The 24,818-nt window shown below is 71.9% G+C and carries 23 protein-coding genes; 7 read left to right on the forward strand and 16 right to left on the reverse strand.

The genetic code is table 11. From position 1 onward, the window contains the following. Positions 1–7: 7 nt before the first annotated feature. Positions 8–961: an iron uptake transporter permease EfeU gene (gene efeU, locus V6U89_RS05260; protein WP_334569480.1), complete on the reverse strand. Its 954-nt coding sequence runs from the start codon at positions 959–961 to the stop codon at positions 8–10. Between the two features lie 226 nt (positions 962–1,187). Here efeU and V6U89_RS05265 point away from each other — a divergent pair, with 226 nt between their 5' ends. Beyond that, entirely contained in the window at positions 1,188–1,313 is a 126-nt protein-coding gene (locus V6U89_RS05265; protein WP_334569481.1) for a hypothetical protein, read from the forward strand. A 109-nt stretch (positions 1,314–1,422) separates the two neighbouring features. Here V6U89_RS05265 and ahcY read toward each other — a convergent pair whose 3' ends face one another. The 14 genes from ahcY to V6U89_RS05335 form a co-directional block, all read right to left on the reverse strand. Continuing rightward, a complete protein-coding gene (gene ahcY / locus V6U89_RS05270) occupies positions 1,423–2,910 on the reverse strand; it encodes an adenosylhomocysteinase (RefSeq protein ID WP_334569482.1) in 1,488 nt (495 codons plus the stop codon). A gap of 299 nt (positions 2,911–3,209) precedes the next feature. Continuing rightward, positions 3,210–4,373 carry a mannose-6-phosphate isomerase, class I gene (gene manA, locus V6U89_RS05275; protein ID WP_334569483.1) on the reverse strand — a complete coding sequence of 388 codons (1,164 nt, stop codon included), beginning with the start codon at positions 4,371–4,373 and terminating at the stop codon, positions 3,210–3,212. 2 nt (positions 4,374–4,375) lie between these two features. After that, positions 4,376–5,383, reverse strand: a complete 1,008-nt coding sequence (locus V6U89_RS05280) for a cation diffusion facilitator family transporter (protein WP_334569484.1) — start codon at positions 5,381–5,383, stop codon at positions 4,376–4,378. A 73-nt stretch (positions 5,384–5,456) separates the two neighbouring features. Continuing rightward, entirely contained in the window at positions 5,457–6,653 is a 1,197-nt protein-coding gene (locus tag V6U89_RS05285; RefSeq protein WP_334569485.1) for an SIS domain-containing protein, read from the reverse strand. Then, on the reverse strand, positions 6,650–6,835 hold the full coding sequence (locus tag V6U89_RS05290) for a Trm112 family protein (protein ID WP_088963849.1): 186 nt from the start codon (positions 6,833–6,835) through the stop codon (positions 6,650–6,652). Before V6U89_RS05290 ends, V6U89_RS05285 begins: the two co-directional genes overlap by 4 nt. A 62-nt stretch (positions 6,836–6,897) precedes the next feature. Then, a complete protein-coding gene (locus V6U89_RS05295; protein ID WP_334569488.1) occupies positions 6,898–8,280 on the reverse strand; it encodes a phosphomannomutase/phosphoglucomutase in 1,383 nt (460 codons plus the stop codon). A gap of 69 nt (positions 8,281–8,349) precedes the next feature. Next, positions 8,350–9,453: a hypothetical protein gene (locus V6U89_RS05300; RefSeq protein WP_442933868.1), complete on the reverse strand. Its 1,104-nt coding sequence runs from the start codon at positions 9,451–9,453 to the stop codon at positions 8,350–8,352. 148 nt (positions 9,454–9,601) lie between these two features. Further along, positions 9,602–10,273 carry a deoxyribonuclease V gene (gene nfi, locus V6U89_RS05305; RefSeq protein WP_442933869.1) on the reverse strand — a complete coding sequence of 224 codons (672 nt, stop codon included), beginning with the start codon at positions 10,271–10,273 and terminating at the stop codon, positions 9,602–9,604. A gap of 176 nt (positions 10,274–10,449) precedes the next feature. Continuing rightward, positions 10,450–10,647: a hypothetical protein gene (locus V6U89_RS05310; protein ID WP_334569493.1), complete on the reverse strand. Its 198-nt coding sequence runs from the start codon at positions 10,645–10,647 to the stop codon at positions 10,450–10,452. A 73-nt stretch (positions 10,648–10,720) separates the two neighbouring features. Further along, entirely contained in the window at positions 10,721–11,242 is a 522-nt protein-coding gene (locus V6U89_RS05315; protein WP_334569494.1) for a DinB family protein, read from the reverse strand. Positions 11,243–11,509: 267 nt separating this feature from the next. Beyond that, on the reverse strand, positions 11,510–11,794 hold the full coding sequence (locus V6U89_RS05320; RefSeq protein WP_334569495.1) for a hypothetical protein: 285 nt from the start codon (positions 11,792–11,794) through the stop codon (positions 11,510–11,512). Next, positions 11,766–15,830 carry a toxin glutamine deamidase domain-containing protein gene (locus tag V6U89_RS05325; protein WP_334569496.1) on the reverse strand — a complete coding sequence of 1,355 codons (4,065 nt, stop codon included), beginning with the start codon at positions 15,828–15,830 and terminating at the stop codon, positions 11,766–11,768. Before V6U89_RS05325 ends, V6U89_RS05320 begins: the two co-directional genes overlap by 29 nt. An 18-nt stretch (positions 15,831–15,848) precedes the next feature. Beyond that, a complete protein-coding gene (locus V6U89_RS05330) occupies positions 15,849–16,193 on the reverse strand; it encodes a hypothetical protein (RefSeq protein WP_334569497.1) in 345 nt (114 codons plus the stop codon). After that, positions 16,186–16,617 (reverse strand): YbaB/EbfC family nucleoid-associated protein, encoded by a 432-nt coding sequence (locus V6U89_RS05335; RefSeq protein WP_334569498.1) that lies wholly within the window; start codon positions 16,615–16,617, stop codon positions 16,186–16,188. The genes V6U89_RS05330 and V6U89_RS05335 overlap by 8 nt, the downstream gene beginning before the upstream one ends. 76 nt (positions 16,618–16,693) lie before the next feature. Here V6U89_RS05335 and V6U89_RS05340 point away from each other — a divergent pair, with 76 nt between their 5' ends. Continuing rightward, positions 16,694–17,917 carry an SUKH-3 domain-containing protein gene (locus tag V6U89_RS05340; protein ID WP_334569499.1) on the forward strand — a complete coding sequence of 408 codons (1,224 nt, stop codon included), beginning with the start codon at positions 16,694–16,696 and terminating at the stop codon, positions 17,915–17,917. A 144-nt stretch (positions 17,918–18,061) separates the two neighbouring features. On the opposite strand, the gene V6U89_RS05345 is transcribed toward V6U89_RS05340, so the two are convergent. Next, on the reverse strand, positions 18,062–19,501 hold the full coding sequence (locus V6U89_RS05345) for an aldehyde dehydrogenase family protein (protein ID WP_334569500.1): 1,440 nt from the start codon (positions 19,499–19,501) through the stop codon (positions 18,062–18,064). A gap of 141 nt (positions 19,502–19,642) precedes the next feature. Between V6U89_RS05345 and V6U89_RS05350 the strand changes: the two genes are divergently transcribed. The 5 genes from V6U89_RS05350 to V6U89_RS05370 all read left to right on the forward strand — a co-directional run bounded on the left by V6U89_RS05350 (position 19,643) and on the right by V6U89_RS05370 (position 24,787). Next, complete coding sequence (locus V6U89_RS05350) at positions 19,643–21,079, forward strand: gamma-aminobutyraldehyde dehydrogenase (protein WP_334569501.1); 1,437 nt, start codon at positions 19,643–19,645, stop codon at positions 21,077–21,079. 3 nt (positions 21,080–21,082) lie between these two features. Beyond that, a complete protein-coding gene (gabT, locus tag V6U89_RS05355; RefSeq protein WP_334569502.1) occupies positions 21,083–22,354 on the forward strand; it encodes a 4-aminobutyrate--2-oxoglutarate transaminase in 1,272 nt (423 codons plus the stop codon). A 128-nt stretch (positions 22,355–22,482) separates the two neighbouring features. Beyond that, positions 22,483–22,899, forward strand: coding sequence for a GntR family transcriptional regulator (locus V6U89_RS05360; RefSeq protein ID WP_334569503.1), 417 nt, complete (start codon positions 22,483–22,485; stop codon positions 22,897–22,899). Positions 22,900–22,910: 11 nt separating this feature from the next. Continuing rightward, positions 22,911–23,801, forward strand: coding sequence for an ABC transporter ATP-binding protein (locus V6U89_RS05365; protein ID WP_334569505.1), 891 nt, complete (start codon positions 22,911–22,913; stop codon positions 23,799–23,801). Beyond that, positions 23,798–24,787 (forward strand): transporter, encoded by a 990-nt coding sequence (locus V6U89_RS05370; protein ID WP_334569506.1) that lies wholly within the window; start codon positions 23,798–23,800, stop codon positions 24,785–24,787. The genes V6U89_RS05365 and V6U89_RS05370 overlap by 4 nt, the downstream gene beginning before the upstream one ends. The last annotated feature ends 31 nt before the right edge of the window (positions 24,788–24,818 follow it).

A 24,818-nucleotide genomic window follows, 5' to 3' on the forward strand; every position in this document is an offset into this window, starting at 1 on the left:
GGTGGGTTCAGGCGCGCTGCGGCGCGGAGGCCGGGCGGTCGATGTCGGAACCGGCGGGTTCACCGGCCGGGGCGGCGGCTGTGGCCGGGGCGGCTTCACCGGCCGGGCCGGTCGCGGGCGGAGTCGGCGTCGCGGCCGGGGCGGCCGGCTTGCCGGCGGCCGCCGGCTTGCGGAGGAAGAGGAACAGCACCGGCACGGCGTAGGCGACCCAGGCGACCATCTCGAGCACGCTCGGGGCTGCGGTGATGTTGAACATCCCGGCGAGCAGGGCGGCGTACCAGGTGCTCGGGTCGAGCACCGAGGTGATGTCGAAGGCCAGGTCGTTCAGGCCGGGCAGGACACCGGCCTCCTGGAAGTCGTGCACGCCGTACTTGAGGATGCCGGCGGCGACGAGGATGAGCAGCGCCCCGGTCCAGGTGAAGAACTTCGACAGGTTGATCCGCAGTGCGCTGGCGTAGAGCAGGACGCCGATCACCACGGCGGTGGCGATGCCGCCGATCAGCGCCAGCAGCGGGCCGCTGTCTCCCGCCGCGCCCTGGGCGGCGGAGTAGAAGATGAGGGCGGTCTCCAGCCCCTCCCGGATCACCGCGAGGAAGCTCATGCCGGCCACCGCGAGCGAGCCGACCGCGAGCGCCTCGGTGAGCTTGCCCCGCAGCTCGCCGGCGATCGTCCGGGCGGCCTTGCGCATCCAGAAGATCATCCAGGTCACGAAGACCACGGCCGCGACGGAGGTCACCGCCTCGAACAGCTCGCGGTCCTCCGAGCGGGCGAGCAGCGAGGTGGAGGTGTACTCGATCAGCCAGCCGAAGAGCACCGACAGCGCCACGGCCAGACCGACGCCGGCCCACACCTGGGGCAGCCGGTCCCGGCGCTGCGACTTCACCAGGAAGGCGACCAGGATGCTGACCACCAGGGTCGCTTCCAGGCCCTCACGCAGGCCGATCAGGTACGTGGCGAACATCGATGCTCCGGGTTGATGAGGGTTGCCTCAGTTAACTTAGGGCAGACTTACCTTCCTCCTGCTCGCGGGGTGCCGTCAAGTCGATCGCCACGAGTTCACCTGTCCGTCCCGTGACAGGATCGGCCGGATGCTCACGGACGGGACGAGGCCCCTTGATGACTTCCACCACCGACCAGCCGCACGCCACCGGACGCCGATCGTGAGAGGCCTGCTGCCCTGACTGGCGGTGCTGGCGCTGGTCGTGGTGCTCAGCGCGCTGCGGCTGCGGCCGCTGGCCGCCGCGGTGTCACTGGCCTGGCTGGCCTGGTGCGTGTGGACCTGGATCCGACCCACCCGCCGCACCCCGCGCTGACCCCCCGCCATGCCCGGCGCGCAGCGCCGGGGGACCCGACCGTGGGCGTACGCGAAAAAGGACCGGGTCGGCCGCGCGGCGGCCGACCCGGTCCTCGTCGAGGCGGAACTCAGTAGCGGTAGTGCTCCGGCTTGAACGGGCCCTCGATGGCGACACCGAGGTAGGAGGCCTGCTCCTTGGTGAGCTGGGTGAGCTTGGCGCCCAGCGCGTCCAGGTGCAGCCGGGCGACCTTCTCGTCCAGGTGCTTCGGCAGCACGTACACGCCGATCGGGTACTCGTCGGTCTTGGTGAACAGCTCGATCTGGGCGATCGTCTGGTTGGCGAACGAGTTCGACATCACGAAGCTCGGGTGGCCGGTGGCGTTGCCCAGGTTCAGCAGGCGGCCCTCGGAGAGCACGATGATGGCGTGGCCGTCGTCGAACTTCCAGAGGTCGACCTGCGGCTTGATGTTCTCCCGGGTGACGTCCGAGCGCTTGGCCAGGCCGGCCATGTCGATCTCGTTGTCGAAGTGGCCGATGTTGCCGACGATGGCCTGGTGCTTCATCCGGGCCATGTGCTCGTTGGTGATGACGTCGAAGCAGCCGGTCGCGGTGATGAAGATGTCGGCCTGCTCGACCACGTCGTCCAGCGTGGCGACCTGGTAGCCGTCCATCGCCGCCTGGAGCGCGCAGATCGGGTCGACCTCGGTCACCACGACCCGGGCGCCCTGGCCGCGCAGCGACTCGGCGCAGCCCTTGCCCACGTCGCCGTAGCCCATGACGACCGCCATCTTGCCGCCGATGAGCACGTCGGTGGCCCGGTTGATGCCGTCGATGAGCGAGTGACGGCAGCCGTACTTGTTGTCGAACTTGCTCTTGGTCACCGAGTCGTTGACGTTGATGGCCGGGAAGAGCAGGGTGCCGGCGCGGTGCATCTCGTAGAGCCGGTGCACGCCGGTGGTGGTCTCCTCCGTCACGCCCTTGATGGCGGCGGCGATCCGGGTCCAGCGCTGGCCGTCCTCGGCGAGTGAGCGGTGCAGCAGCCCGAGGATGACCGCGTACTCCTCGGAGTCGGCGGACTCGACCGGCGGGACGACCCCGGCCTTCTCGAACTCGACGCCCTTGTGCACGAGCAGGGTGGCGTCACCACCGTCGTCGAGGATCATGTTGGGGCCGGCGCCGTCCGGCCAGGCGAGCACCTGCTCGGTGCACCACCAGTACTCCTCCAGGCTCTCGCCCTTCCAGGCGTAGACCGGCACGCCGGCCGGGGCCTCGGGGGTGCCGTTCGGGCCGACGACGATCGCGGCGGCGGCGTGGTCCTGGGTGGAGAAGATGTTGCAGGACGCCCAGCGGACCTGCGCGCCGAGCGCGACCAGGGTCTCGATCAGGACGGCCGTCTGGATGGTCATGTGCAGCGAGCCGGTGATCCGGGCGCCGGCGAGCGGCTGGGCGTCGGCGAACTCGCGGCGGATCGCCATCAGGCCGGGCATCTCGTGCTCGGCGAGCCGGATCTCCTTGCGCCCGAACTCGGCGAGCGACAGATCCGCCACCTTGTAGTCGCCCTCGGCGAGGGTGCTCGGCCGCGCGCCACTGGTGGACGCCGGGAGGGTGCTGGTCATGGAAGCTCCTGTCGAACGGGTGTGCTGCGCGACCTTCCACCTTACGCGCATGGTCCAGCCCCGCACGGGCGGCCGCCGGAGACAGCGCACGGGGCGGTCGGTGATGGACAGACTTTCCGTCCACGAGCCGGCCGCCCCGTGCATCCCCCCGGTTTGGTTCCCCGCGCGCTACCGGACCTTCGTCGCGACAACGCTGCGTACCCATAGAGTCACACTGCGCCAGAGGCGAGTCAAGCTATTTCGGAAAAGTCGGACTCGTGTCGTGGGCGCAGGGACTCGGAAGCCAGCTCGACAACGCGTCAGCGGAGGCCGGCGGTGGCGACGAACGCCTCACCCTCGCCGGTGAAGACCAGCGGGCCCGCGGCGGCCGGCCCGACGGCGGCCTGGCCGGGAGCGAGGGTGACCGGGCCGGTCCCGTCGTCCACCGAGACCCGGCCGGCCCGGCAGAGCACCACCCGGGGCCCCGGCAGCGGGAGCCGCGCCTCGGGCGTGCCCGCGTCCACCGTCACCCGGTGCAGCGCGAAGTCCTCGACCGGCACCGGCCAGCAGACCACGCCCGGCGCCACCGGCCGCGCCGTGACCACCGGCTCGGTCAGCACCTCGAAGCGCAGCACCCGCAGCAGCTCGTCGACGTCCACGTGCTTCGGCGTGAGCCCGCCGCGCAGCACGTTGTCGCTGGCCGCCATGATCTCCACCCCGGTGCCGCGCAGGTAGGCGTGCAGGTTGCCGGCCGGCATCCAGATCGCCTCCCCCGGCGCCAGCCGCACATGGTTGAGCAGCAACGCCACCAGCACCCCCGGGTCGCCCGGGTAGTCGGCCGCCAGCGACCGGGCCAGTTCGGCGTCCGGGCCGGCGACCCGCGCCGCCACCACCGCGTCGACCAGCCCGGCGCGCTGCGCCGCCCGCCAGGTCAACAGCAGGCGCACGGCGTCCCGCAGGCCCGTCGGTCCGGTGCGCAGCGCGGCCACCACCGGCTCCAGCGCGGGTACGCCGAACGCGGCGAGCACGTCCGCCGAGTCCGCCGGGTCGCGGAACCCGCAGAGCGCCTCCATCGGCGCGATCGCGACCAGCAGCTCCGGCTTGTGGTACGGGTCGACGTAGTTGCGCCGCCCCTGGACGCGCGCGCCGTCGGCGATGTACCCGGCCCGGGCCTGCTCCGGATCGGGGTGGGCCTGGAGACTCAGCGGAGCGTCGGCGGCGAGCACCTTCAGCAGGAACGGCAGCCGGGTGCCGAACCGGTCGACCACCTGCTCGCCCAGCCAGTGGCCCGGCTCGGCGGCGACCAGGTCGAGCAGGCTCGCCCGCTCGCCGCCGCGCTCGACCGTGGCCGGGGCGCCCGGGTGGGCGCCCAGCCACAGCTCCGCCTCCGGCCCGTCGCTGGGCACCGGGCGCCCCTGCAACTCGGCGATGGCCGAGCGGGACCCCCAGGCGTAGTCGCGGATCGGGCCGTGCAGCAGCTCCACGCTCAGCCTCCGGCCCGCCCGGCGACGTCGCCCGGCTCGGTCTCCGACCCCGGTACGGCGGTGTGCGAGGCCGCACCGGTGCCGGCGCGCTCCGCGGCGGCGCTGTAGATGTCCGGCTCCAGGTAGATCACCCGGGCGGTCGGCACGGCGGCGCGGATGCGCGCCTCGACGGTGTTGATGCCCCGGGCCAGCTCCTCCGCGGTGTCGCACGCCGGCACGCCGATCTTCGCGGCGACCATCAGCTCCTCGGGGCCGAGGTAGAGCGTCTTCATGTGGATGATCCGCTCGACCTCGGGGCCCTCGGTGATCGCCTTCTCGATGGCGGCGAGGTCGTGCGACTCCGCGCCCTCGCCGAGCAGCAGGCTCTTCGTCTCGATGGCGAGGATGATCGCGATGGTCACCAGCAGCACACCGATCATCGCGGTGCCCAGGGCGTCCCACACCCCGTCACCGGTGATCAGGGTCATGCTGACACCGAAGAGCGCGAAGACCAGACCGACCAGCGCGCCGAGGTCCTCCAGCAGCACCACCGGCAGCTCGGGGGCCTTGGCCCGGCGGACGAACTTCACCCAGGACTGGTTGCCCCGGATGTGGTTCGACTCCTTGATGGCGGTCCGGAAGGAGAACGACTCCATGATGATCGCGATCACCAGCACGACGACCGGCACCGCCTTGTACTCCTCGATGCCACCGCCCTCGTGCCACTTGTGGTACGCCTCGTAGAGCGCGAAGAGACCACCGACGCTGAACAGCACGATCGACACGATGAACGCGTAGATGTAGCGCTCCCGGCCGTACCCGAAGGGGTGCTGCGGGGTGGCCTCGCGCTTGGCCCGCTTACCGCCGAGCAGCAGCAGACCCTGGTTGCCGGAGTCGGCGACGGAGTGGATCGACTCCGCCAGCATCGACGAGGAACCCGTCAGGAGGAACGCGATGAACTTGGTGACGGCGATGCCCACGTTGGCCAGCAGGGCGGCGACGATCGCCTTGGTCCCGCCGTTCGCGCTCACGCTCCCGCTCCGTTCCGCCGCGCGACATCGGTCGCCACGCCGCTGAGCAGGACAGTTCGCCCCTTGCGTTCGCTCACTGGTTCGACAGCTCCTTCATCTCCGTGATCGCCGGGACCGCCATCGGGTCCAGGCCGTGGGCCAGGGCCAGGTAGACCGAGGCGAAGTCGGGTACGGCCACGAGCGAGGCCAGCCGCTCCAGCGCGGAGCCGCCCTCGGCGGTCACCACGTCGCAGCGCACCCCGCGCCGCTCGGCGAGGGTCTGCACGGCCTCGGCGCGACGCTCCTCGACGGCGAGCGGCTCGTCGGTGTCGTCCTCGGCGTTGAGCCCGCCGTCGCGCAGCAGCACCAGCCGCAGCCGGGTCGGGTCGCCCTCGGCCTCGTCCCGGTCGGCGAAGATGTCCCGCGCCGACTCGACCAGGCCGCCGAAGACGCCGTCGAGCAGGCCGACGCGCCCGCGGCCGGCCTCGCCGAGCGCCCCGGTGACCACCGGGTAGCGGGCGTTGGCGGACAGCGTGTCGCCGAAGCGCCGGGCCGCGACGGTGGCCAGCGGGGACGACCCCCAGACGATCGGGATCGACCCGGCCAGCCCGAGGGCCAGCGACTTCGCCGGGTTGACGAAGGACTCGGCGGTGGGACGGCACCGGTCGGCGTCGGCGTCCAGCCGGGCCGCGGTCTCCGCCAGATCCGCCTCGTTGACCTTCACCAGGCCGAGCGTACGGGCGGCGAGCAGAACCGGCACGGTGAGTGCCCAGAGACTGGCCCGGGCCGGGGCACGCCGGGGCACCGGGATGAACGGGGCACGGGCCCGCTCGGCGACCGACTGGAGCTGCGAGTCGGGCGCCCCGACGGCGACCAGCCGGGCACCCCGGCGGTGCGCGGCCTCGGCGGCGCCGAGCGCCTCGGGACTGCGACCGGAGGCGCTGACCGCGATCACCACGTCGGCCGCGCCGACCCAGCCGGGCACGCCGGCGCTGCGGTGCGGGATGACCGGCACCGGGCAGCGCGGACCGGCGACCGTGGCGAGCACGTCACCGGTACGCCCGGCGGTGCCGATGCCGGCGATGACGACCGCCCGGGGGCGGAGGTCGTCCTCCAGCAGCGACAGGTTGGCCTCGGCGGCCAGGGCGGCCGACTCGCGCACCTGGGCGCCGGCCGAGGCGGTGAACCGCAGCATGCCGCCCGGGTCCTGCTCGCTGAAGGTGTCCGGGTTGTCCAGCACCGACTCGTCGGCCACCCGCCGGCCGCTGACCCCGGCCGTACCGTCCATCACCGCTGCGCCTCCGGGCCGCCGCGCGCCTCGTCCAGCAGCAGCACCGGCACGTCGTCGCGTACCTCGAAGACGCGACCGCACTCGGTGCAGGTGAGGGTCTGCGCCTGCGCGTCGTAGTCCAGCGGGGCGTGGTGTGTGTCCGGGCAGGCGAGGATCTCGAGCAACTGCGGGTCCAGGGCCACGGTGCGGCTCCTTCCACGTGTGCGGTCTCGCCGGTCGGCGGTGCCGACCGGCGCAGGCGATCTTATCGGCGAACGCGCTCCAGCACCTCGTCGCGCAGCGAGATCATCCGCTCCTCGGTCGGGCCCTCCACGTTGAGCCGCAGCAGCGGCTCGGTGTTGGAGGGGCGCAGGTTGAACCAGGCGCCGTCCGGGAAGCGCAGGGTGAGGCCGTCCAGCTCGTCGACCTCCGCCTCCGGGTACGCGGCGCGTACCTCGGCGACCTTCGCCGCCTGGTCGGCCACGGTGGAGTTGATCTCACCGGAGGCGGCGTACCGCTCGTAGATGCTGGCCAGGATCGACAGCGGCTGGGACTGCTCGCCGAGGGCGGCCAGGGTGTGCATGGCGGCGAGCATGCCGGTGTCGGCGAACCAGAAGTCCCGGAAGTAGTAGTGCGCCGAGTGCTCGCCGCCGAAGACGGCGTTGGTGCGGGCCATCTCGGCCTTGATGAACGAGTGGCCGACCCGGGCCACCACCGGCTGGCCGCCGTGCTCGCGGATGATCTCCGGCACCGCGCGGGAGGTGATCAGGTTGTGGATCACCGTGGAGCCGGGGTGCTTGGCCAGCTCCCGGGCCGCCACCAGGGCGGTGATCGCGGACGGGGAGACCGGCTCGCCGCGCTCGTCGACCACGAAGCAGCGGTCGGCGTCGCCGTCGAAGGCGAGCCCGATGTCGGCGGTGTGCGCCACCACCGCGCGCTGGAGGTCGACCAGGTTCTTCGGGTCGAGCGGGTTGGCCTCGTGGTTGGGGAAGGTGCCGTCCAGCTCGAAGTAGAGCGGCACGATCTCCAGCGGCAGGGCCGGCAGGGCGGCCTCGCCGAGCACGGTGGGCACGGTGTAGCCGCCCATCCCGTTGCCCGCGTCGACGACCACCTTCAGCGGCCGGATGCTCGACAGGTCGACCAGCTTGCGCAGGTGCGCGGCGTAGTCCGGCAGCAGGTCGCGCCGCTGGGCCGGCGCGGGCGGCTCGCCGGCCACCCGCTCACCGGCGGCGAGCAGCGCCTGCGCCCGGTCCCGGATGTCGGCCAGGCCGCTGTCCTGGCCGATCGGGCGGGCGCCGGAGCGGCACATCTTGATGCCGTTGTACTGCGCCGGGTTGTGGCTGGCGGTGAACATCGCGCCCGGCAGGCCCAGCGCGCCGGAGGCGTAGTAGAGCATGTCGGTGGAGCCCAGCCCCAGCTCGATCACCGTACGGCCCTCGGCGCGCACGCCGGTGGCGAAGGCGCTGGCCAGGGCGGGGCCGGTGGCTCGCATGTCGTGCGCGATCAGCACGGCGTCGCCCGGCTCGGCGGTGTCGTTGAGCACCTGCGTGAAGGCGGCTCCGAGCGCCTCGGCGGTGCGCTCGTCCCACTGGTCCGGCACCGTCCCTCGGACGTCGTACGCCTTCACGATCTGGGACAGGTCAGACACCGGGTTCACTCCTCGACAGCAGGTCGTCAACGAACCTGAGCCTAACGGAGCGGCCGGGTCCGCCCCGTCCTAGCCGGGGAGGCGGGGCATGAAGGTGGTCGCCTCACCGTCGGGCGGGGCGGCCGGCGGCGTGGCGGGCTGTGGCGCCGGCGGCGTGGCGGGCTGCTGCGGCGCCGGTGGCGTGGTGGCCGGCGGGCCCGAGGTCGGCGCGCCGTACACCCCGCCGGACGGACGGGGGGCGGGCGGAACGGTCGGGTACGCGCCGGCGCCGCCGTACAGGCCGGCGGGGCGCGCGGGGGCGGGCTGCTGGCCGTACCCCTGGGGGGTCGGCGCGGGGGTCGCGCCCGGCACCTGACCGCCGGAGCGGTAGGTGGTCGGGCCGGGGTTGCGGGGCAGCGGGACGGCCGGGTACGCCTGCTCGTCGGCGGGCCCGCGGTCCTTGCGGTTGTTGCGGATGAGCAGAGCGATCAACCCGGCGCCGATGGCTACCAGGGCGATGCCGAACCACATGATCATGGATCCTCCGGAGGACTCTTCGGCAGCGGCGGTGGCCTGGCCGGTGTTCGGAGCGGCGAGGGCGGCCTGGGTCGGCTCGTCCGGGACGGCGGCCGGGGTCTCGGTCGCGCTCGGGGTGGGCGTCGGGGTGGGCTTGCGGGTCGGCGACGGGCTCGCGGCGAGGCGGCCACCCACCCGGGAGGTGTCGGCGCCCCGGCCGATCAACCGGCCGACGGCGGTCGTCGCCTCACCGACCACCTCCAACCTGCCCGCCGGCGCGCCCGCGACGAATGCGACCCGGTAGCGAACGGTGATGCTCTTCCCCTTGCACAACGTGGCATTCGCCGGCGAGGTACGGCCGGTGGCGACGCTGCCACCGCCGCCGGAGACGGCCACCGGGAACCAGCGGCCCCCGATGTTGACCTGTACCCGCACCTGGTCCGGATTCAACCCGGTGAGCTGCAACCCGAGCGAACTGCGCAGCAGCACGCAGCCCTCCGTTCGCTTGCGCACCTCCATCGAGACGCCGCCCGGGGAACCGCCCGCGCTGAAGCTGCTCGCCGCGCGAACCCCGACCCGGTCGGAGTCGGCGTACGCGGGGGCGGCGCCGACGACGAGCAGGCCGCCGAGCAGCGCAGCAGCCGTCACCAGCCGTACGACCTGCCGACGCACGGACATCTCCACCTCACCGTCTCTCCCCCGCTGGAGTCCGGCGCTCAGGCTACTACCGGGCCGAGTGGGCCTCTTGCCATTGAGCGCCCCAGATGTGTGCCGGATTACCCTGCCCGCCGTGTCCTGGATCACGCCGGGCGCCCTTCCTGTGGAGTCAGGTGCGGGCGGCGGCCAGGGCTTCGCGGCAGAGCCGGTCTGCGGTGCGGGTGGTCTCCGGCAGCCGGTAGCGCGGGGTGAGCGCGAGCACCTGGTCGACGGCGTTGTCGAGGCTCATCCGGTGCCCGACGCTGACGAAGACCGGCTTGACGCCGTCCCGGGTCCGCAGCACCCGCCCCACGGTCTCGCCCCCGTCGACCAGCGGCGTGCTGTCACCGCGCCGCGGCCCCGGCTCCGCCGACTCACCGACCAGCCGCGTCTTGCCCACCCCGATGGCCGGCAGCCCGGTCACCACCCCCAGGTGACAGGCGAGCCCGAACCGGCGCGGGTGGGCCAGCCCGTGCCCGTCGCAGACCAGCAGCTCCGGCCGCACCGTCAGCCCGTCGAGGGCGGCCAGCAACGCCGGCAGCTCCCGGAAGGCGAACAGCCCCGGCACGTACTCGAACGCCGGCCGCCCCACGCGCACCGCCCGGTCCACCACCGCCAGGGTCGCGGCGTCCAGCACCGTGACGGCCGCCGCGAGCAGGTTACCGCTCTCCGCGTACGCGACGTCGAGGCCGGCCACCGTCGCGGGCCGGCGCGGACCGGGCCCGACCAGGTCCGCCAGCGGCCGCAACCGATCCTGTACGGCCACCGCCTCCGCGACCGTCCTCGGCGTGTCCACCCGCACCGGCGCCCCTTCCCGTTCCCGCTGGGCGTCTCCGCTCCGGGCTGCGCCTGCTGCTCGGACTTGATCGACTCCAGGTACGCGATGTTGCGGTGTTCCCAGCGACGGACACCGCAACATCGCGTACCTGGTGTGGATCATTCCGACTCCCGCCGCGTGGCGGGAGCTGGTGGCCGTCGCTATTCGCCGGTGCCGGCCTTGTCCGGCCGCTCGTCCGTGCGGGTGCCGCCGAAGGCGACCGCGAAGGCGACACCGATCGCGACGCCGAAGGCCACCCCGCCAGTGTCCCCGAAGATCGCCAAGCCGATGACGAGGCCCAGCAGAAGGCCGCTCGCCCATGCCGTCGACTGTCGCTTCGACATGCCGGAGTTCGTCATGACCCGAGCCTATGTGGATCTCACCACCCGCTGCCGTGCCTGCTGCGCGGGCCGCCCGCACCGCTCGTCCAGATCACTGGCCGACGCGGCCGTCGATTCGCTCGCGAAGGAAGTCGGCGTGGCCGTTGTGGCGGGCGTACTCCTCGATCATGTGCACCAGCAGCTCGCGCAGCGAGATGGTCAGATCTCCCCGGTGTCCCTTGACGCCCAGGTGGGCAGCCTCGTCGACGAACCGCTCGGCGTACGCGACCTCCGCACGCCACGCCGCCCACGCCTCCTCGATCACCTTCGGGTCGGCGACCGCGCCGTCGAAGTCGGCGTCGGGCTCCTCCTCGGTGCACCAGATCCGCGGCGCGTCCTCGCCGGCCATGGTGCGGCGGAACCAGCCCCGCTCCACCTCGGCCATGTGCCGGACCAGGCCGAGCAGCGACATCGTCGACGGCGGCACGCTGCGCCGGGCCAGCGCCTCGGCGTCGAGGTCGGCGCACTTGAGTTCCAGGGTCAGCCGGTGGTCACGCAGGTAGCCGACCAGGACGCTCCGCTCGTCGTCGAAGCCGCCGGTGGAGCGGGGGTCGTCCTCGGGCTTGAGGAACATGTCCGACCAGCCGAAGGAGCGGGTGGGGAGGGCGGCGGGGGGTCGGCGTGCGGGTCCGTCATGGGCCGACCCTGGCCCAGCCATCGGGCGCTGGCAAGGCATTTCCGCCCGCTCGGATCAGGAGAATCCGGAAATGAGTTGCCACCCGAAGGCGCCGCAGCCTCTTAAGAAACGCGTGGCACCGGAGGCAGGCACTTTCCCGGAGTTCCCGCTTTCGCACGCAGGGCAAGCCGCCGAACTGCCCAAGAATGGGTACCGCGTTCAACCTCAGCCCGCAGCCTCGAACATGCGCTTGATCGCCTCTGAGCTTGGCAGAGCGGAGCCACCAGTTACCTGGACGGCAACACGCTCCATGGCCGCGCGATCGAGCGTATTAAAACGGTCAATATTCCGATAGTCGGCTAGGAAGCGGAAGGCAAGGTCGGGGTTGTATGACCAGCACCCCTGTCGGTGATCCCAAATCACGGCGTGCCCCTTCGCCTCGTCGACCACGAAAACGCCCGAAGGCTTGGTCCGCTCCTCGTCACGGTAGAGAACGTAGTAGGTCAACACTGGCCTGCTCCATTCGATGTTCCAGCTCCGGCGCGATGGGAAAATCGAGCCGTGTCAGCCCCAAGCGATGAGCCACGTCCGTGAAGGTCAATCCCTCCATTTCGAGACTCCTCCGATAGGCCGACCATGTCGCAGGGTACGCGGTGATCCACTTCGCGAAGCTACCGTCCTTCGTCGGAAACCTTGCCTCCAACTCAGACGGGACCTCGTCGGGCAGTCCAGCCCGCTTGTTCACCGCCAGCATCTCAAGAAGTGCCTCGAGTCGGTCGACTGCCGGGCTATCAGAACGACGGAGAACCTCATAGGCGTGATGCGTCCCTAGCCAAGCAGCCCTGGAGGACTCGGTGTGCAACTGCAGCTCGAATGCTTGCCCTGCTGGTGAGCGCACCGTGCAGTTGAAGCCGTAGAAGCGGTTCCCGGCACGCCAGAAGTTCTTGCATGATTGGTCCTCCACATGGAAGCCATCACGCCGCAACTCGTCCAGAACCTGCCCGATTGCAGTAGCGTAGTGGTCAGCAGCAGGCAAAACCAGACAGAATCTCAGCACGTCGTTGACCTCGTTGCTGAATTCCTCTGCCGTCATTCCAAGCGCTACCGCCTCGTCGAGGAATTTGCGGGCCAGAGAGTGCGACGACTTCAGCCTGAACTCCTGATCGCGCATTGTGACAACACAATCGCCGCCAAGTACCGCGGTGACACGCTCACAAACTGCGCCAAGACTGGCTTCAACCGCATCAGCCACACTTTCGGCCCGCCGACGCAGGTCATTCAACACCTTCCGGTCAACAGCGGCGAGCTGGGCCATTGGATCGGCGGTTTGCTCGGCAGAAACCTGCGGCGAGGGGGCGGATTCGCCCCCTGCACCGTGTGATGTCCCTGTGCTATCCGCTCCACGAGGACCGTCCAGCAGGTGGAGGCGGTTCAGGTACGGGTCGCCGTACCCGGCCTCGTCCTCCGGTGTCGGCGGATAGTCGGGGAGGACGCTGAACTGTCCCCGGGCCAGCCCACCCAACGGCATCGGCCGGCCGTCGCCGCCGAGCACGAGGGCGTCGACGCTGACCACGTTGTCCGGGTCGGCGACACCTCGGTGGCGGTAGAGGGGCTGGTCGTACACCGCGCCGCTCTGCGGGTCGAGGTAGAGGATGGTGCCGTTCTGGTTGAGGGCGACCCAGGCGTGCGACCCGCCGTTCTCCCACTCGGTGATGAGGAACGCGTAGCTGCCGTGGCCGCCGATCTTCAGCTGGACGCGCAGGTTCTCGAAGCCCCGGTCGACCGCGTCGCGCAGAGCCGAACTGTCCGTCGCCCCTTCCCGACGGCCCACCAGCTGCTGGAAACGTCCACCGGTGATCTGCTCCACCCGCCGCGGGCCGTTCTTCTCGCCCATGATCGGAGAGCGGATGTCGCCCGCGGCGTAGCCGTCGAAGGTACGCGGCGCGGAGACCCGCGGCCGGCCGTGTACCCAGGTCTCGAAGAGCGACAGCGTGCAGTCGAGGCAGTTGATGCCGCGCGTGGGGTCGGCCTGCGGCCCGCCGTCGTTGGCGAGCGCGAACCACCCGCCCTGCCGGGGATCGGCGGTACGCACGACGCTGCCGTCGGGGTGGCGGGGCATCTGCCGTTCGAGGTCGGTCTGGTGCAGTGCCAGCGGCGGGCGTAGCCCACCCCACTGCCCGTACCGGCGGGAACGGTCGATCGGCGGCGGGTCGTCGTCGGCACCGGTCAGCGCCGACCGGTCGCTCGTCTCGACCGCACCGAGGGCCAGGTCGGCGACGTCGTCGTTGATCCGCTGGAAGTCGGCCGGGGTGTCGATGAAGACCTCGTCCGGCACGACCTTGCCGGCCAGGATGTCATCGGCCAGACCCTGCTCGTCGAACGCGTCGCGCTGGTCCTGGTTCGCAAGCCGCTGGAACCAGTCCGCCATTTCGACGCGACCCTCGCGTTGCAACTCGATTGCGCGACGGGCAGACCGCCGTGCCCTTTCCTCGTGGGTCCGAGCCACATCCTGACGGCGGCTGGCCGCGTCGAACCGCCGCTTGTCCTCGTACCAGGCTCGCTGCGACTCGAAGTAGCCCTGGTAGCGGCGTCGCTCAAGGGCTTCCCGCTCGGCCGCCCACTTCGCGGCGTACCACTCGGGGGTCCTCGGAAGCGGCAGTTCGGTGGCCGGTCCCGGTGGACCTGGCGAGGGTTGCGCCTCGGGAAGCGACGAGGTCTCCGGCGCCAGCGCCTCCAGCGACGAAAACGGGTTCCGGCTGCCGACGTCACCGTCCTGCTGCCTCCCTGGACCCTGCCGAGGCGGCGGTTCCGCACCCACCGGGGTGGGCCGCTGCACCGGTGGCGGGGTGACGGCCGGAGGGCTGCCGTGGGCGGCAGCCACCGGCGGGTGCATCGAGGCAGACCCGTTCGCGTTGGCCGGAGAGACGCTGGTCGCCACGCTGCCGGTCGACATCATGGTGCCGGACGACGTCACGGTGGCGGACGTCGTCACTGTGCCGGACGTCGCCATGGTGGCCGGAGAGGTAAGCGTGGTGGGCGTCACCGCGGCGGCGGAGGTGGCCACGGGGCCGGTGGTCACCGGGGCGGAGGTCGCCGGGTTGACAGCCGTCGATGTGGTGGTGGAGTGAGCCACGGTGGCAGGCAGCTCGCCGATCTGCGGGGACGGCGGGCGTTCGGCGGTGACCGACGAGAGCGTGGGGCTGTCCGACGACGGTCCGTGCCCCGCCTGAATCGGCCCCCCGGCATCCACGGTGACGGTCGCCGACACCCCGCGACCCGACGCCGACCCGTCCTCCCCAGCCGGGACTGTGTCCCCCCGACTGACCGCCACTGGATCCCGGTCAGGCTGCGGTGCGGGCGGAGCGGCATCCGCGAGCAAGGCGGCAACCGGCGCGCCCGTTCCGTATCCGCCGGACAACGCCGAAGCGCCCGCCTCGGAGGACGATCCGTCGCGGGGCGAGGGCAGGTCGCCCGCAGCCGCCGCCGGCGACACGAGAGGCAGCTCCGTGGGCGGGAGCGGCGCGGCGAGCGCGCTCAACTGTCCGTCGACGCGGGCGCGCACCGCCGCGTCGACCTGGCCGGTGGCCGAACCGGTGGCGCCGGAGACGGCAGCCCGGGCGGCGTCCTCCAGCGACATGACGCCCTGGCCGGTGGCCAGGCCCGCCGCGCCCTCGGCGAGGGTCTCGCCGGTCATCTCCCGGCCGAAGTGTTCGACGATCCGCGCACCGCGGCCGTGGGCGTGCCGGCCGAGCCCCGCCAGCGGCGCCACCGCGCCGCCGACGAGCCCACCGACCGCCGACGTGCCCAGGTCGGCCAGGTCCAGGCCGTGCCGACGTCCGGTGGAATTCTGGTACGCCTGCGTAGCCAGGCTGATCCCGGACTCCTCGGCCGCTTCCTCCAGGCCGCCCCTGACGGCGCGCTTGCCCAGCCCACGCATGCCGCCCCGAGCCACCTCCTTGGCGGCCCGCTCCCCGGCCTCCTTGAGGCCCCGCTTCAGTTCCTTCTTCGCGAGTTGAGCCAGCAGTCGCTTGAAGATCTGCTGGATCACCAGCCGGCTGCCGGCGGTCGCCGCCCCCACGGCGGGTGAGGCGGCACCGGCGGTCACCACGCTGGCCACGGCGATCGCCAGCAGCTCGACGACGAGGATGCCCAACTCGATCCAGACCTCGAGCTTGGCGCCCTCGATGTCGCAGCCGCACTCCTCGACCAGCCGGCCGAGTTCGCCGCTGACCGCGAGCAGGACGACCAGGGGCGCCTCGTCGCCTTCGGCAACCCGCCGCCAGGCGGTGTCGAACGCCTCGGCCACCAGGCCGATGCCGCCGTACCCGCTGCGTACCTCGGCCGCGGCGGCGATCGCGTCGTCGCGCGGCCCGGCGAGCGCCGTGGCGACGGCGTACCACTGGTCGGCGAGATCCCAGACGGCGCGTTCGTCCCCCTCCGGCCACTCCACCCCGATGGCCCAGTCGAGTGCCTCGTAGACCCAGCCCGGCAGGTCCCAGGGGCTGTAGTCGAGCGGGTGCGGGATCGGGCTGGGCAGCAGGCTCACGGCTCAGTCCTCCGCAGGTCAGCGTCGGTAGTCGTGCGGGCCGGACACCCCGTCGAGCCGCCGGCCGCTCGCGGCGTCGGTCTCCACTGTGGCCTCGACGGACGACACGACGTCGGCACCGAGCCCGGCCAAGGCCCGGCCGACCCCCTCCCACGCGCGCAGCAGCGTCTCCTCGTAACCGCGGTAGCTCTTCTCGAACGCGGTGCCGATGTCGTCGCGACCCCACGGGCGCTGTGCGCTCGCCGCCGCGATGCGACCGCCGACCTGCTCACACCGGGTGCCGACCGCCTCGCCGGCGAGGTGGAGGTCGATGCCGCCGCGCCGGGCCCGGTCCGGGTCGAGCCAGAGCTGACTCTCAGCCACGCCGTTCTCCTTCACCCTCGAACGCCGCGTCGGCCCGGCCGAGCAGCGCGCCGAAGTCGCCACTGCGGAGGAAGTCCACCGAGCCGGACCCCGCCGGCAGGTAGCCGGCAACCAACTCCTGGGTGGCGGCGACGGCGGCAGCGGTGGCCCGGTGGACCGTCGTGGTGATCTTCCGGCTCAGCGCTTTCGCGTCCCGGTCGTGGTAGACGGCCGAACTGAGCTCCACCGCGATCAACTCGCCCCGGGCTCCCACGGTGGCGGTCACCTGCCCGTCGTCGGAGCGTTCGGTGATCCGCAGCTCCGCCAGCCTGGTCTGCAGTTCGTCCAAACCGGACCGCAGCCGCCGGTACTGCCCGTACACCTCGTCGAACCGCGCCCGGAGGGCGCGATTGGCTTCCCGGTCAACGCTTTCGGCCAACGTCACCCTCCCCCGGTCACGTTCAGTCAGGCGAACCATACCGGGTGCCACGAAGTCGTGGGGGTCCGGTAGTTTTCAGCTCGTGATCGATCGCCAGCAGGCCGAGCAGCTCGCCACGGTGTGGGCCCGCCGCGACTCACAGCGCCTCGGCTACGAGTGCCGTCCGCGAATCGACGAGTTCGACCTGGGGTACGTGATCCGTTCCGTCGTGGCCCCCGACGTCGACACCGTGCCGGGTGACCTGCCGACGACGGTGGTGGACAAGGAGACCGGCGAGGTCTCCACCTGGCCACGGGTGCCGGTCGCCGCAGTCGAGCAGATGTACCGCCGCAGTCGCCCCGCCGGCGGCCCGGCGCCGCGTACCGTCAACCCGGCCAGCCAGCTGCTCCGCGAGATCCGGCGGCTGCCGACGCCCGCCACGGTCGCTCACCTCACCGTCGAGGGCCGCACGTACCTCGGCCACGGCGCCAAGGGCGACGTCGAGCTACGGCACCACCCGCTGGTTCGCGCGTACCTGGACGACCTGCCGGCCGGGCACCTGGTACGGGGCGGCGACCGCCACGCCGAGCTGATCGTCGTCTCCGACGTCCTCCACGAGTACGACCACCGCCGCGCCGCCGCTGGCGAGGCCCCACTGACGATGCGGGAGGCGGAGCTGCTTCTCTTCGAATCCCCGTTCCAGGCCTTCCGCATAAGGGAACCGGGAGACCCGGCCGCCGGTCCGGCGGAGCGAGCATGCGATTCCTGCCTGAACTTCCTGGTGCACTTCGGGGTGATCGGGTGGTCGGATCTGGCGTACACGCGGGAGCTGCGACCAGAAACCCGCACCTCACCGGAGCCGGGCCGATTCCCGGCGGAGGTGGCGAGTGCGCTTGTCGATGGCGGTTGGCGGCCGGGCCGCGGAGACGCAGACATCGCCAGGATCGCGATCCTCGAGACGCTGGAGCGATCCAGTGGGCATCCGGAACTTCCGGCTGCTCAGGAAGCGCTCACGCGGTTTCCGGGTCTGACGTCCGGCCGTCGCGGCCCGGGGCGGGAGGTGTGGATTTCCTGGTTCGGCATCGATCCACTCCATGCGGCGCACACCGCCGACACCCTCGCCGACTTCGGTGCCGTCCTCGGCGTGCGACTGTTCCCGATCGGCTCCGAACGGCAGGACAGCATCCTCGCGGTGGACGAGCACGGCCGGATCTTCGCCTTGGACCAGGCCGGTGAGTGGTTCCTCGGCGACGACATCGACGCCGCGCTCACCACGCTCCTGCTCGGCCTGGCCCCGGCCCGGGTCTGCGACGACGGCACCTGGTGAGCGGCGGTTATATGCCGCCTGAGCGATATACCTCAGAGGCATAAATATGCCTGACAGGCATACCGCTCAACGTGGTGACCGCTTCGAGCACCGACACCCGGCCAGCGCCGCTCCAGGCGAGTCCACACCGACCGGCACCGGCGGCTAAAGCGCCACCCCGGTCAGCACCATCACTCGCGGCTCCGTGTAGTCCTCCATTGCGCTGCGCAGCCCCTCGCGCCCCACGCCACTCCCCTTGACCCCGCCGTACGGCATCTGGTCCGCGCGATACGACGGCACGTCCCCGACGATCACCCCGCCGACCTCCAGCACCCGCGCCGCCTCGAACGCCACGTCCAGGCGGTGGGTGAACACGCCCGCCTGCAACCCGTACGCGGAATCGTTGACGGCGGCGAACGCGGCGCGGTCGTCGGTGACCCGGGCGACCACCAGGACCGGCCCGAAGACCTCCTCCGTGCAGACCTTCGCGGAGGACGGCACGCCGGAGAGCACGGTCGGCGGGTAGGTGGCGCCGTCGCGCCGGCCGCCCACCTCGATGGTGGCGCCGGCGATGACGGCCTCGTCCACCCACGCCTCCACCCGCTGCGCTGCCTCCTCCGACACCAGTGGCCCGACGTCGGTCAACCCGGAGGCAGGGTCACCCACCCGCAGTTCCTGCACCGACGCGACCAGCCGGGGCAGGAAGCCGTCATACAGCCACTCGTGTACGAAGACCCGCTGCACGGCGATGCACGACTGCCCGGCCTGGTAGTTGGAGAACATCGCGATCCGGTGCGCGGCGAAGGTCAGGTCCTCGTCGGCGGCCCAGTCCTCGCAGATCACCGCCGCCGCGTTGCCGCCCAGCTCCAGCGTCACGTGCTTCTCCGGCACGGAACGGCGGATCGCCGCGCCCACCGGGCCGGAACCGGTGAACGACACCACCGGCAGCCGCGGGTCGGTGACCAGCTCGGCGGCCCGCTCGTTGGGCAGCGGCAGCACCGAGAACATGCCCTCGGGCAGCTCGGTCTCGGCCAGGATCTCCCCCAGCAGCAGCGCCGACAGCGGCGTCGCCGGGGCCGGCTTCACGATGATCGGTGCGCCCACCGCGATCGCCGGGGCGACCTTGTGCGCCACCAGGTTCAGCGGGAAGTTGAACGGCGCGATCCCCAGCACGGGGCCGCGCGGCACCCGGCGCACCAGGGCGATCCGCCCGGTCGCCGCCGGGTCGGTGTCCAGGCGCTGCAACTCGCCGGAGAAGCGCCGCGCCTCCTCGGCCGCCCAGCGGAACGTCGACACCGCGCGCCCCACCTCGGCCCGCGCCCACTTGACCGGCTTGCCGTTCTCGGCGGTGATCAGCGCCGCGACTTCCTCGGCCCGCTCCGCCAGCCGCCGGGAGACGTGGTCCAGGGCCGCCGCCCGTACGTGCGCGGGCAGGGCCGCGGCCTGCGCCGCCACGCCGGCCGCCGCCGCGACGGCGGCCTCGACCTGGTCGGCCGTGGCGAGGGTGGTACGCCCCACCGTCCGGCCGTCGTACGGGTGGGTGACGGTCAGCTCGCCCTCACCGTGAACGGGGCGACCGGCGACATAGAAGGCTCTCGGCTCCACGTCGGCAGCGTAGACGACGACCGGCCGCACGGAAACAGTCGCCACAGGCCTTGTCTGCCGCGAATTCAGTAGCGAAGATGGCAGCAAGATTCCGATTACCTCCGCGATCAGACTCCCGGCACCCCTCGGAGAGACATCCCCATGAGCGATCAGCAGCAGCTGCGCAACTTCGTCAACGGCGAGTACGTCGACCCGGTGGACGGCGGGTACGCCGACCTGATCGACCCGTGCACCGGTGAGGTCTTCGCCCAGGCCCCCGTCTCCGGCGCGGCGGACGTGGACGCGGCGATGACGGCCGCCGCCACCGCCTTCGAGACCTGGCGGGACACCACCCCCGGCGAGCGGCAGAAGGCGATGCTCAAGCTCGCCGACGCCGTCGAGGCCCGCGCCGCCGAACTGGTCGACGCCGAGGTGCGCAACACCGGCAAGCCGCGCCAGCTCACCGCCGACGAGGAGTTGCCGCCGGCGGTGGACCAGTTCCGCTTCTTCGCCGGCGCCGCCCGCCTGCTCGAAGGTCGCTCGGCCGGCGAGTACATGGCCGGGCACACCTCGTACGTGCGGCGCGAGCCGATCGGCGTCTGCGCCCAGGTGACGCCCTGGAACTACCCGCTGATGATGGCGGTGTGGAAGATCGCCCCGGCGCTCGCCGCCGGCAACACGGTGGTGCTCAAGCCGTCCGACACCACGCCGGTGTCGACGCTGCTGCTGGCCGAGATCGCCTCGGAGTTCTTCCCGCCGGGCGTGTTCAACGTGGTCTGCGGCGACCGCGACACCGGTCGTACCCTCGTCTCGCACCCGACCCCGCAGCTGGTGTCGATCACCGGCTCGACCCGCGCGGGCATGGAGGTCGCCTCCGCCGCCGCGCCGGACCTCAAGCGGACCCACCTGGAGCTGGGCGGCAAGGCCCCGGTGGTGCTCTTCGACGACGCGGACGTCGCGGCGGCGGCCGAGGCGATCGCGGTGGGCGGCTACTTCAACGCCGGCCAGGACTGCACCGCCGCCACCCGGGTGCTCGCCGGCCCCGGGGTGTACGACGACTTCGTGGCGGCGCTGGCCGAGCAGGCCCGCAACACGAAGACCGGCGCGCCGGACGACGAGGACGTGCTCTACGGCCCGCTGAACAACGCCAACCAGCTGGCCCGGGTCAGCGGCTTCGTCGACCGGCTGCCGGACCACGCCAGCGTGGAGACCGGCGGCTCCCGGCTCGGCGAGCGCGGCTACTTCTACGCCCCGACCGTCGTCTCCGGGGTACGGCAGGCCGACGAGATCATCCAGGACGAGGTGTTCGGCCCGGTCATCACCGTGCAGCGCTTCTCCGACGAGGACGAGGCGGTGCGCTGGGCCAACGGTGTCGACTACGGCCTGTCCGCCTCGGTCTGGACGAAGGACCACGGCCGGGCGATGCGGATGACCCGGCGGCTCGACTTCGGCTGCGTCTGGGTGAACACCCACATCCCGTTCGTCTCCGAGATGCCGCACGGCGGCTTCAAGCACTCCGGGCACGGCAAGGACCTCTCGGTCTACAGCCTGGAGGACTACACCCGGATCAAGCACGTCATGCACAACATCGAGGGCTGACCGATGACGTCCTCCGAGGAACTGCACAAGCGGCGCGGCGCGGCGGTGGCCCGCGGCGTCGGCAGCACCATCTCGTCCTACGTGGACCACGCCGGCGGCGGCACCATCACCGACGTCGAGGGCCGGCAGTGGATCGACTTCGCGGCGGGCATCGCGGTCGCCAACGTGGGCAACTCCGCGCCTCGCGTGGTCGAGGCGGTGAGGGCGCAGGTCGAACGCTTCACCCACACCTGCTTCATGGTCGCGCCGTACGAGTCGTACGTGGCGGTCTGCGAGCAGTTGAACGCGATCACCCCGGGGGACTTCGAGAAGCGCTCGGCGCTGTTCAACTCCGGCGCCGAGGCGGTGGAGAACGCCGTGAAGATCGCCCGGCACGCCACCGGACGGCCGGCGGTGGTGGTCTTCGACCACGCGTACCACGGTCGGACCAACCTGACCATGGCGTTGACCGCGAAGAACATGCCGTACAAGCACCGGTTCGGGCCGTTCGCCGGGGAGATCTACCGGGTGCCGATGTCGTACCCGCTGCGCGACGGCGGGCTTTCCGGTGCCGAGGCGGCGGCCCGGGCGATCGAACTGGTGGAGAAGCAGGTCGGCGCGGAGAATGTCGCCGCGCTGCTGATCGAGCCGATCCAGGGCGAGGGCGGTTTCGTCGTACCCGCGGCGGGGTTCCTGCCGGCGCTGCGCGAGTGGGCGACGGCGGCCGGGGTGGTCTTCGTCGCCGACGAGATCCAGACCGGGTTCTGCCGGACGGGGCAGTGGTTCGCCTGCGAGCACGAGGAGGTCGTGCCGGACCTGATCACGCTGGCCAAGGGCATCGCCGGCGGGCTGCCGCTGGCGGCGGTGACCGGCCGGGCGGAGCTGATGGACGCGGTGCACGTCGGTGGCCTCGGCGGCACCTACGGCGGCAACCCGATCGCCTGCGCGGCGGCGCTGGCCAGCATCGAGACCATGCGGGAGCTGGACCTCACCTGCGCGGCGCAGCGGATCGAGACGGTGCTGGCGGCGCGGCTGCGCACCATCGCCGAGCGTGACCCGCGCATCGCCGAGGTACGCGGCCGGGGCGCGATGCTCGCCGTGGAGCTGGTGCAGCCGGGCACCCTCGTCCCGGACCCGGCCGCCGCGGCGGCGATCTCGGCGGCCTGCCACGCCGCCGGCCTGCTCACCCTGACCTGCGGCACGTACGGCAACGTGCTGCGCTTCTTGCCGCCGCTGGTCATCTCCGACGACGAGCTGAACCGGGGTCTGGACATCCTGGACGCCGCCTTCGGCTGAGCCACCGTCTGCGAAAGAGCGCCACGGGTGTCGACGACACCCGTGGCGCTTTTTCGTGTCACGGGTCCACCGGACGCCCAGTCTTGTCCTATAGTCCTACTGTCGTAGGACAATGGAAGGGCGACTGGGTGATCGAGTTCGTGCTGGACGGCAGGTCCAAGGTGAACACGTACGTGCAGCTGGTCCAGCAGGTCAAGCAGTCCCTGCGGGTGGGCCTGCTGGCGCCCGGTGACCAACTGCCGAAGGTCCGTGACGTCGCCCAGTCCCTGGCCATCAACCCGAACACGGTGTTGAAGGCGTACCGCGAGCTGGAGATCGAGGGCCTGGTCGAGGGTCGCCCGGGGGTGGGCACCTTCGTCCGGCGCACGCTCGCCGGCACGTCCCTGCCCAACCAGGCCGAGCTGCGCGAGGAGCTCGTGGCGTGGCTGCACCGCGCCCGTACGGCCGGGCTGACCCCCGAGGACGTCACCGCCCTCGTCGAGACCACCATGCGGGCCGCCCTCACCGCTGACACCGCAGGCACGAAGACCGCCCCGGCACGATGAGAGGACACCAGATGGAGATCGCCCTGGAGGCCCAGGGGCTGGGCAAACGCTACGGGAAGACCTGGGCGCTGCGGGACTGCTCGCTGCACCTGCCGGCCGGGCGGATCGCCGCCCTCGTCGGGCCCAACGGTGCCGGCAAGAGCACCCTGCTGCACCTGGCGGTGGGGCTGCTCCGACCCGACGCCGGCACCGTACGGGTCTTCGGCGCGTCGCCGTACGACAACCCGGAGCTGCTGCCCGAGATCGGGTTCGTCGCCCAGGACACCCCGCTCTACCGCGACTTCACCGCCGCCGAGCTGGTCGAGCTCGGCGGCCGGTTGAACCGGCGCTGGGACGGCGCGCTGGCCCGCAACCGGCTGGCCCAGCTCGGCATCCCGCCCAACCTGCGGGTCGGCAAGCTCTCCGGCGGGCAACGCGCGCAGGTGGCGCTGGCGCTCGCGCTGGCGAAACGGCCCCGGCTGCTGCTGCTCGACGAACCGGTCGCCAGCCTCGACCCGCTGGCCCGACGCGAGTTCCTCCAGTCGCTGATGGGCAGCGTCGCCGAGTCGGAGACCACCGTGCTGCTCTCCTCGCACCTGCTGGCCGACCTGGAACGGGTCTGCGACTACCTGATCGTCCTCAACGCCGCCCGGGTGCAGCTCGCCGGCTCGGTCGACGACCTGGTGGCCGCGCACCGGCAGCTGGTCGGCCCGCGGCACGGCGACGGCCGGATCGGCGGCGTCGCCGAGGTGGTCCGGGCCAGTCACACCGACCGGCAGTCCACGCTGCTGGTCCGCACCGAGGGTCCGGTCACCGATCCCACCTGGTCGGTCCGCGAGGTCGGCCTGGAGGACGTCGTCCTGGCCTACCTCGCCGACGGAGCCTCGCAGGCCAGTCACAGCGAGTGGGGGGTGCCGGCATGATCTGGCTGACCTGGCGGCAACACCGCAAGCAGGCGTTCTTCACCCTGCTGGGATTCGCGGCGCTCGCCGCCCTGATGGTGCCGATCGGCCTGTCGATGCGGCACACCTTCGCCGACCTCGGGCTGGCGGACTGCGTACGTCAACTCGCCGGCACCGACGTGCCGGCGGCGACCCGGGAGACCTGCGACGCTGGCTTCTACCGCTTCACCAACCGGTACGGCAACCTGAACCTGGTGGCCGTGCTGCTGCTCACCCTGCCGGTGCTGGTCGGCCTGTTCTGGGGCGCCCCGCTGATCGCCCGCGAGGTGGAGCAGGGCACGCACCGGTTCGTCTGGACCCAGGGCGTCGCCCGTAGCCGCTGGGCGCTGGTGAAGTTCGGGCTGGTCGGCTCGGCCGTGGTGGCCCTCGCGGTCTGCTACGGGCTGGGCATGTCGTGGTGGGTCGAGCCGCTCACCCAGGCCGCGCGCGAGGGCCGGCTCGGCATGATCGTGTTCGACCTGCAGGGTGTCGTCCCGATCGGATACACCCTCTTCGCCGTCGCCCTGGGCATCTTCGCCGGCACCGTGTGGAAGCGGATGTTGCCCGCCATGGCCATCACCCTGGCCGGCTTCATCGGCGTACGGGCGGCGGTGGCGATCCTGGCCCGCCCGCACTACCAGCCCGCCCGCACCCTCACCTTCCCGATCGAGGGGGTCACGGAGGCCGCCATGAGCCGCGGCGACTGGATCCTCAGCCAGGGCATCCGCAACCCCGACGGGACGATGATGGCCGAGGACAGCCGGATCATGTGCCCGCCCGGCGGCAAGGGGCCGGACGGCCGGGCCTGCGGTGCCGAGCTGGGCCTCCACCCGGGCGCGTACAACTGGCAGCTCTACCAGCCGGCGGACCGGTTCTGGCTGTTCCAGGGCATCGAGACCGGCATCTTCGTCGCCCTCGCCGCCCTCCTGCTCTACCTCGCGGTACGCCGCCTCCGCCGCATCGCCTGACGACCCGGTGGAACACCATGGGTGTCACACC

The organism is Micromonospora sp. CPCC 206171, assembly GCF_036906755.1.
GTDB lineage: Bacteria > Actinomycetota > Actinomycetes > Mycobacteriales > Micromonosporaceae > Micromonospora > Micromonospora purpureochromogenes.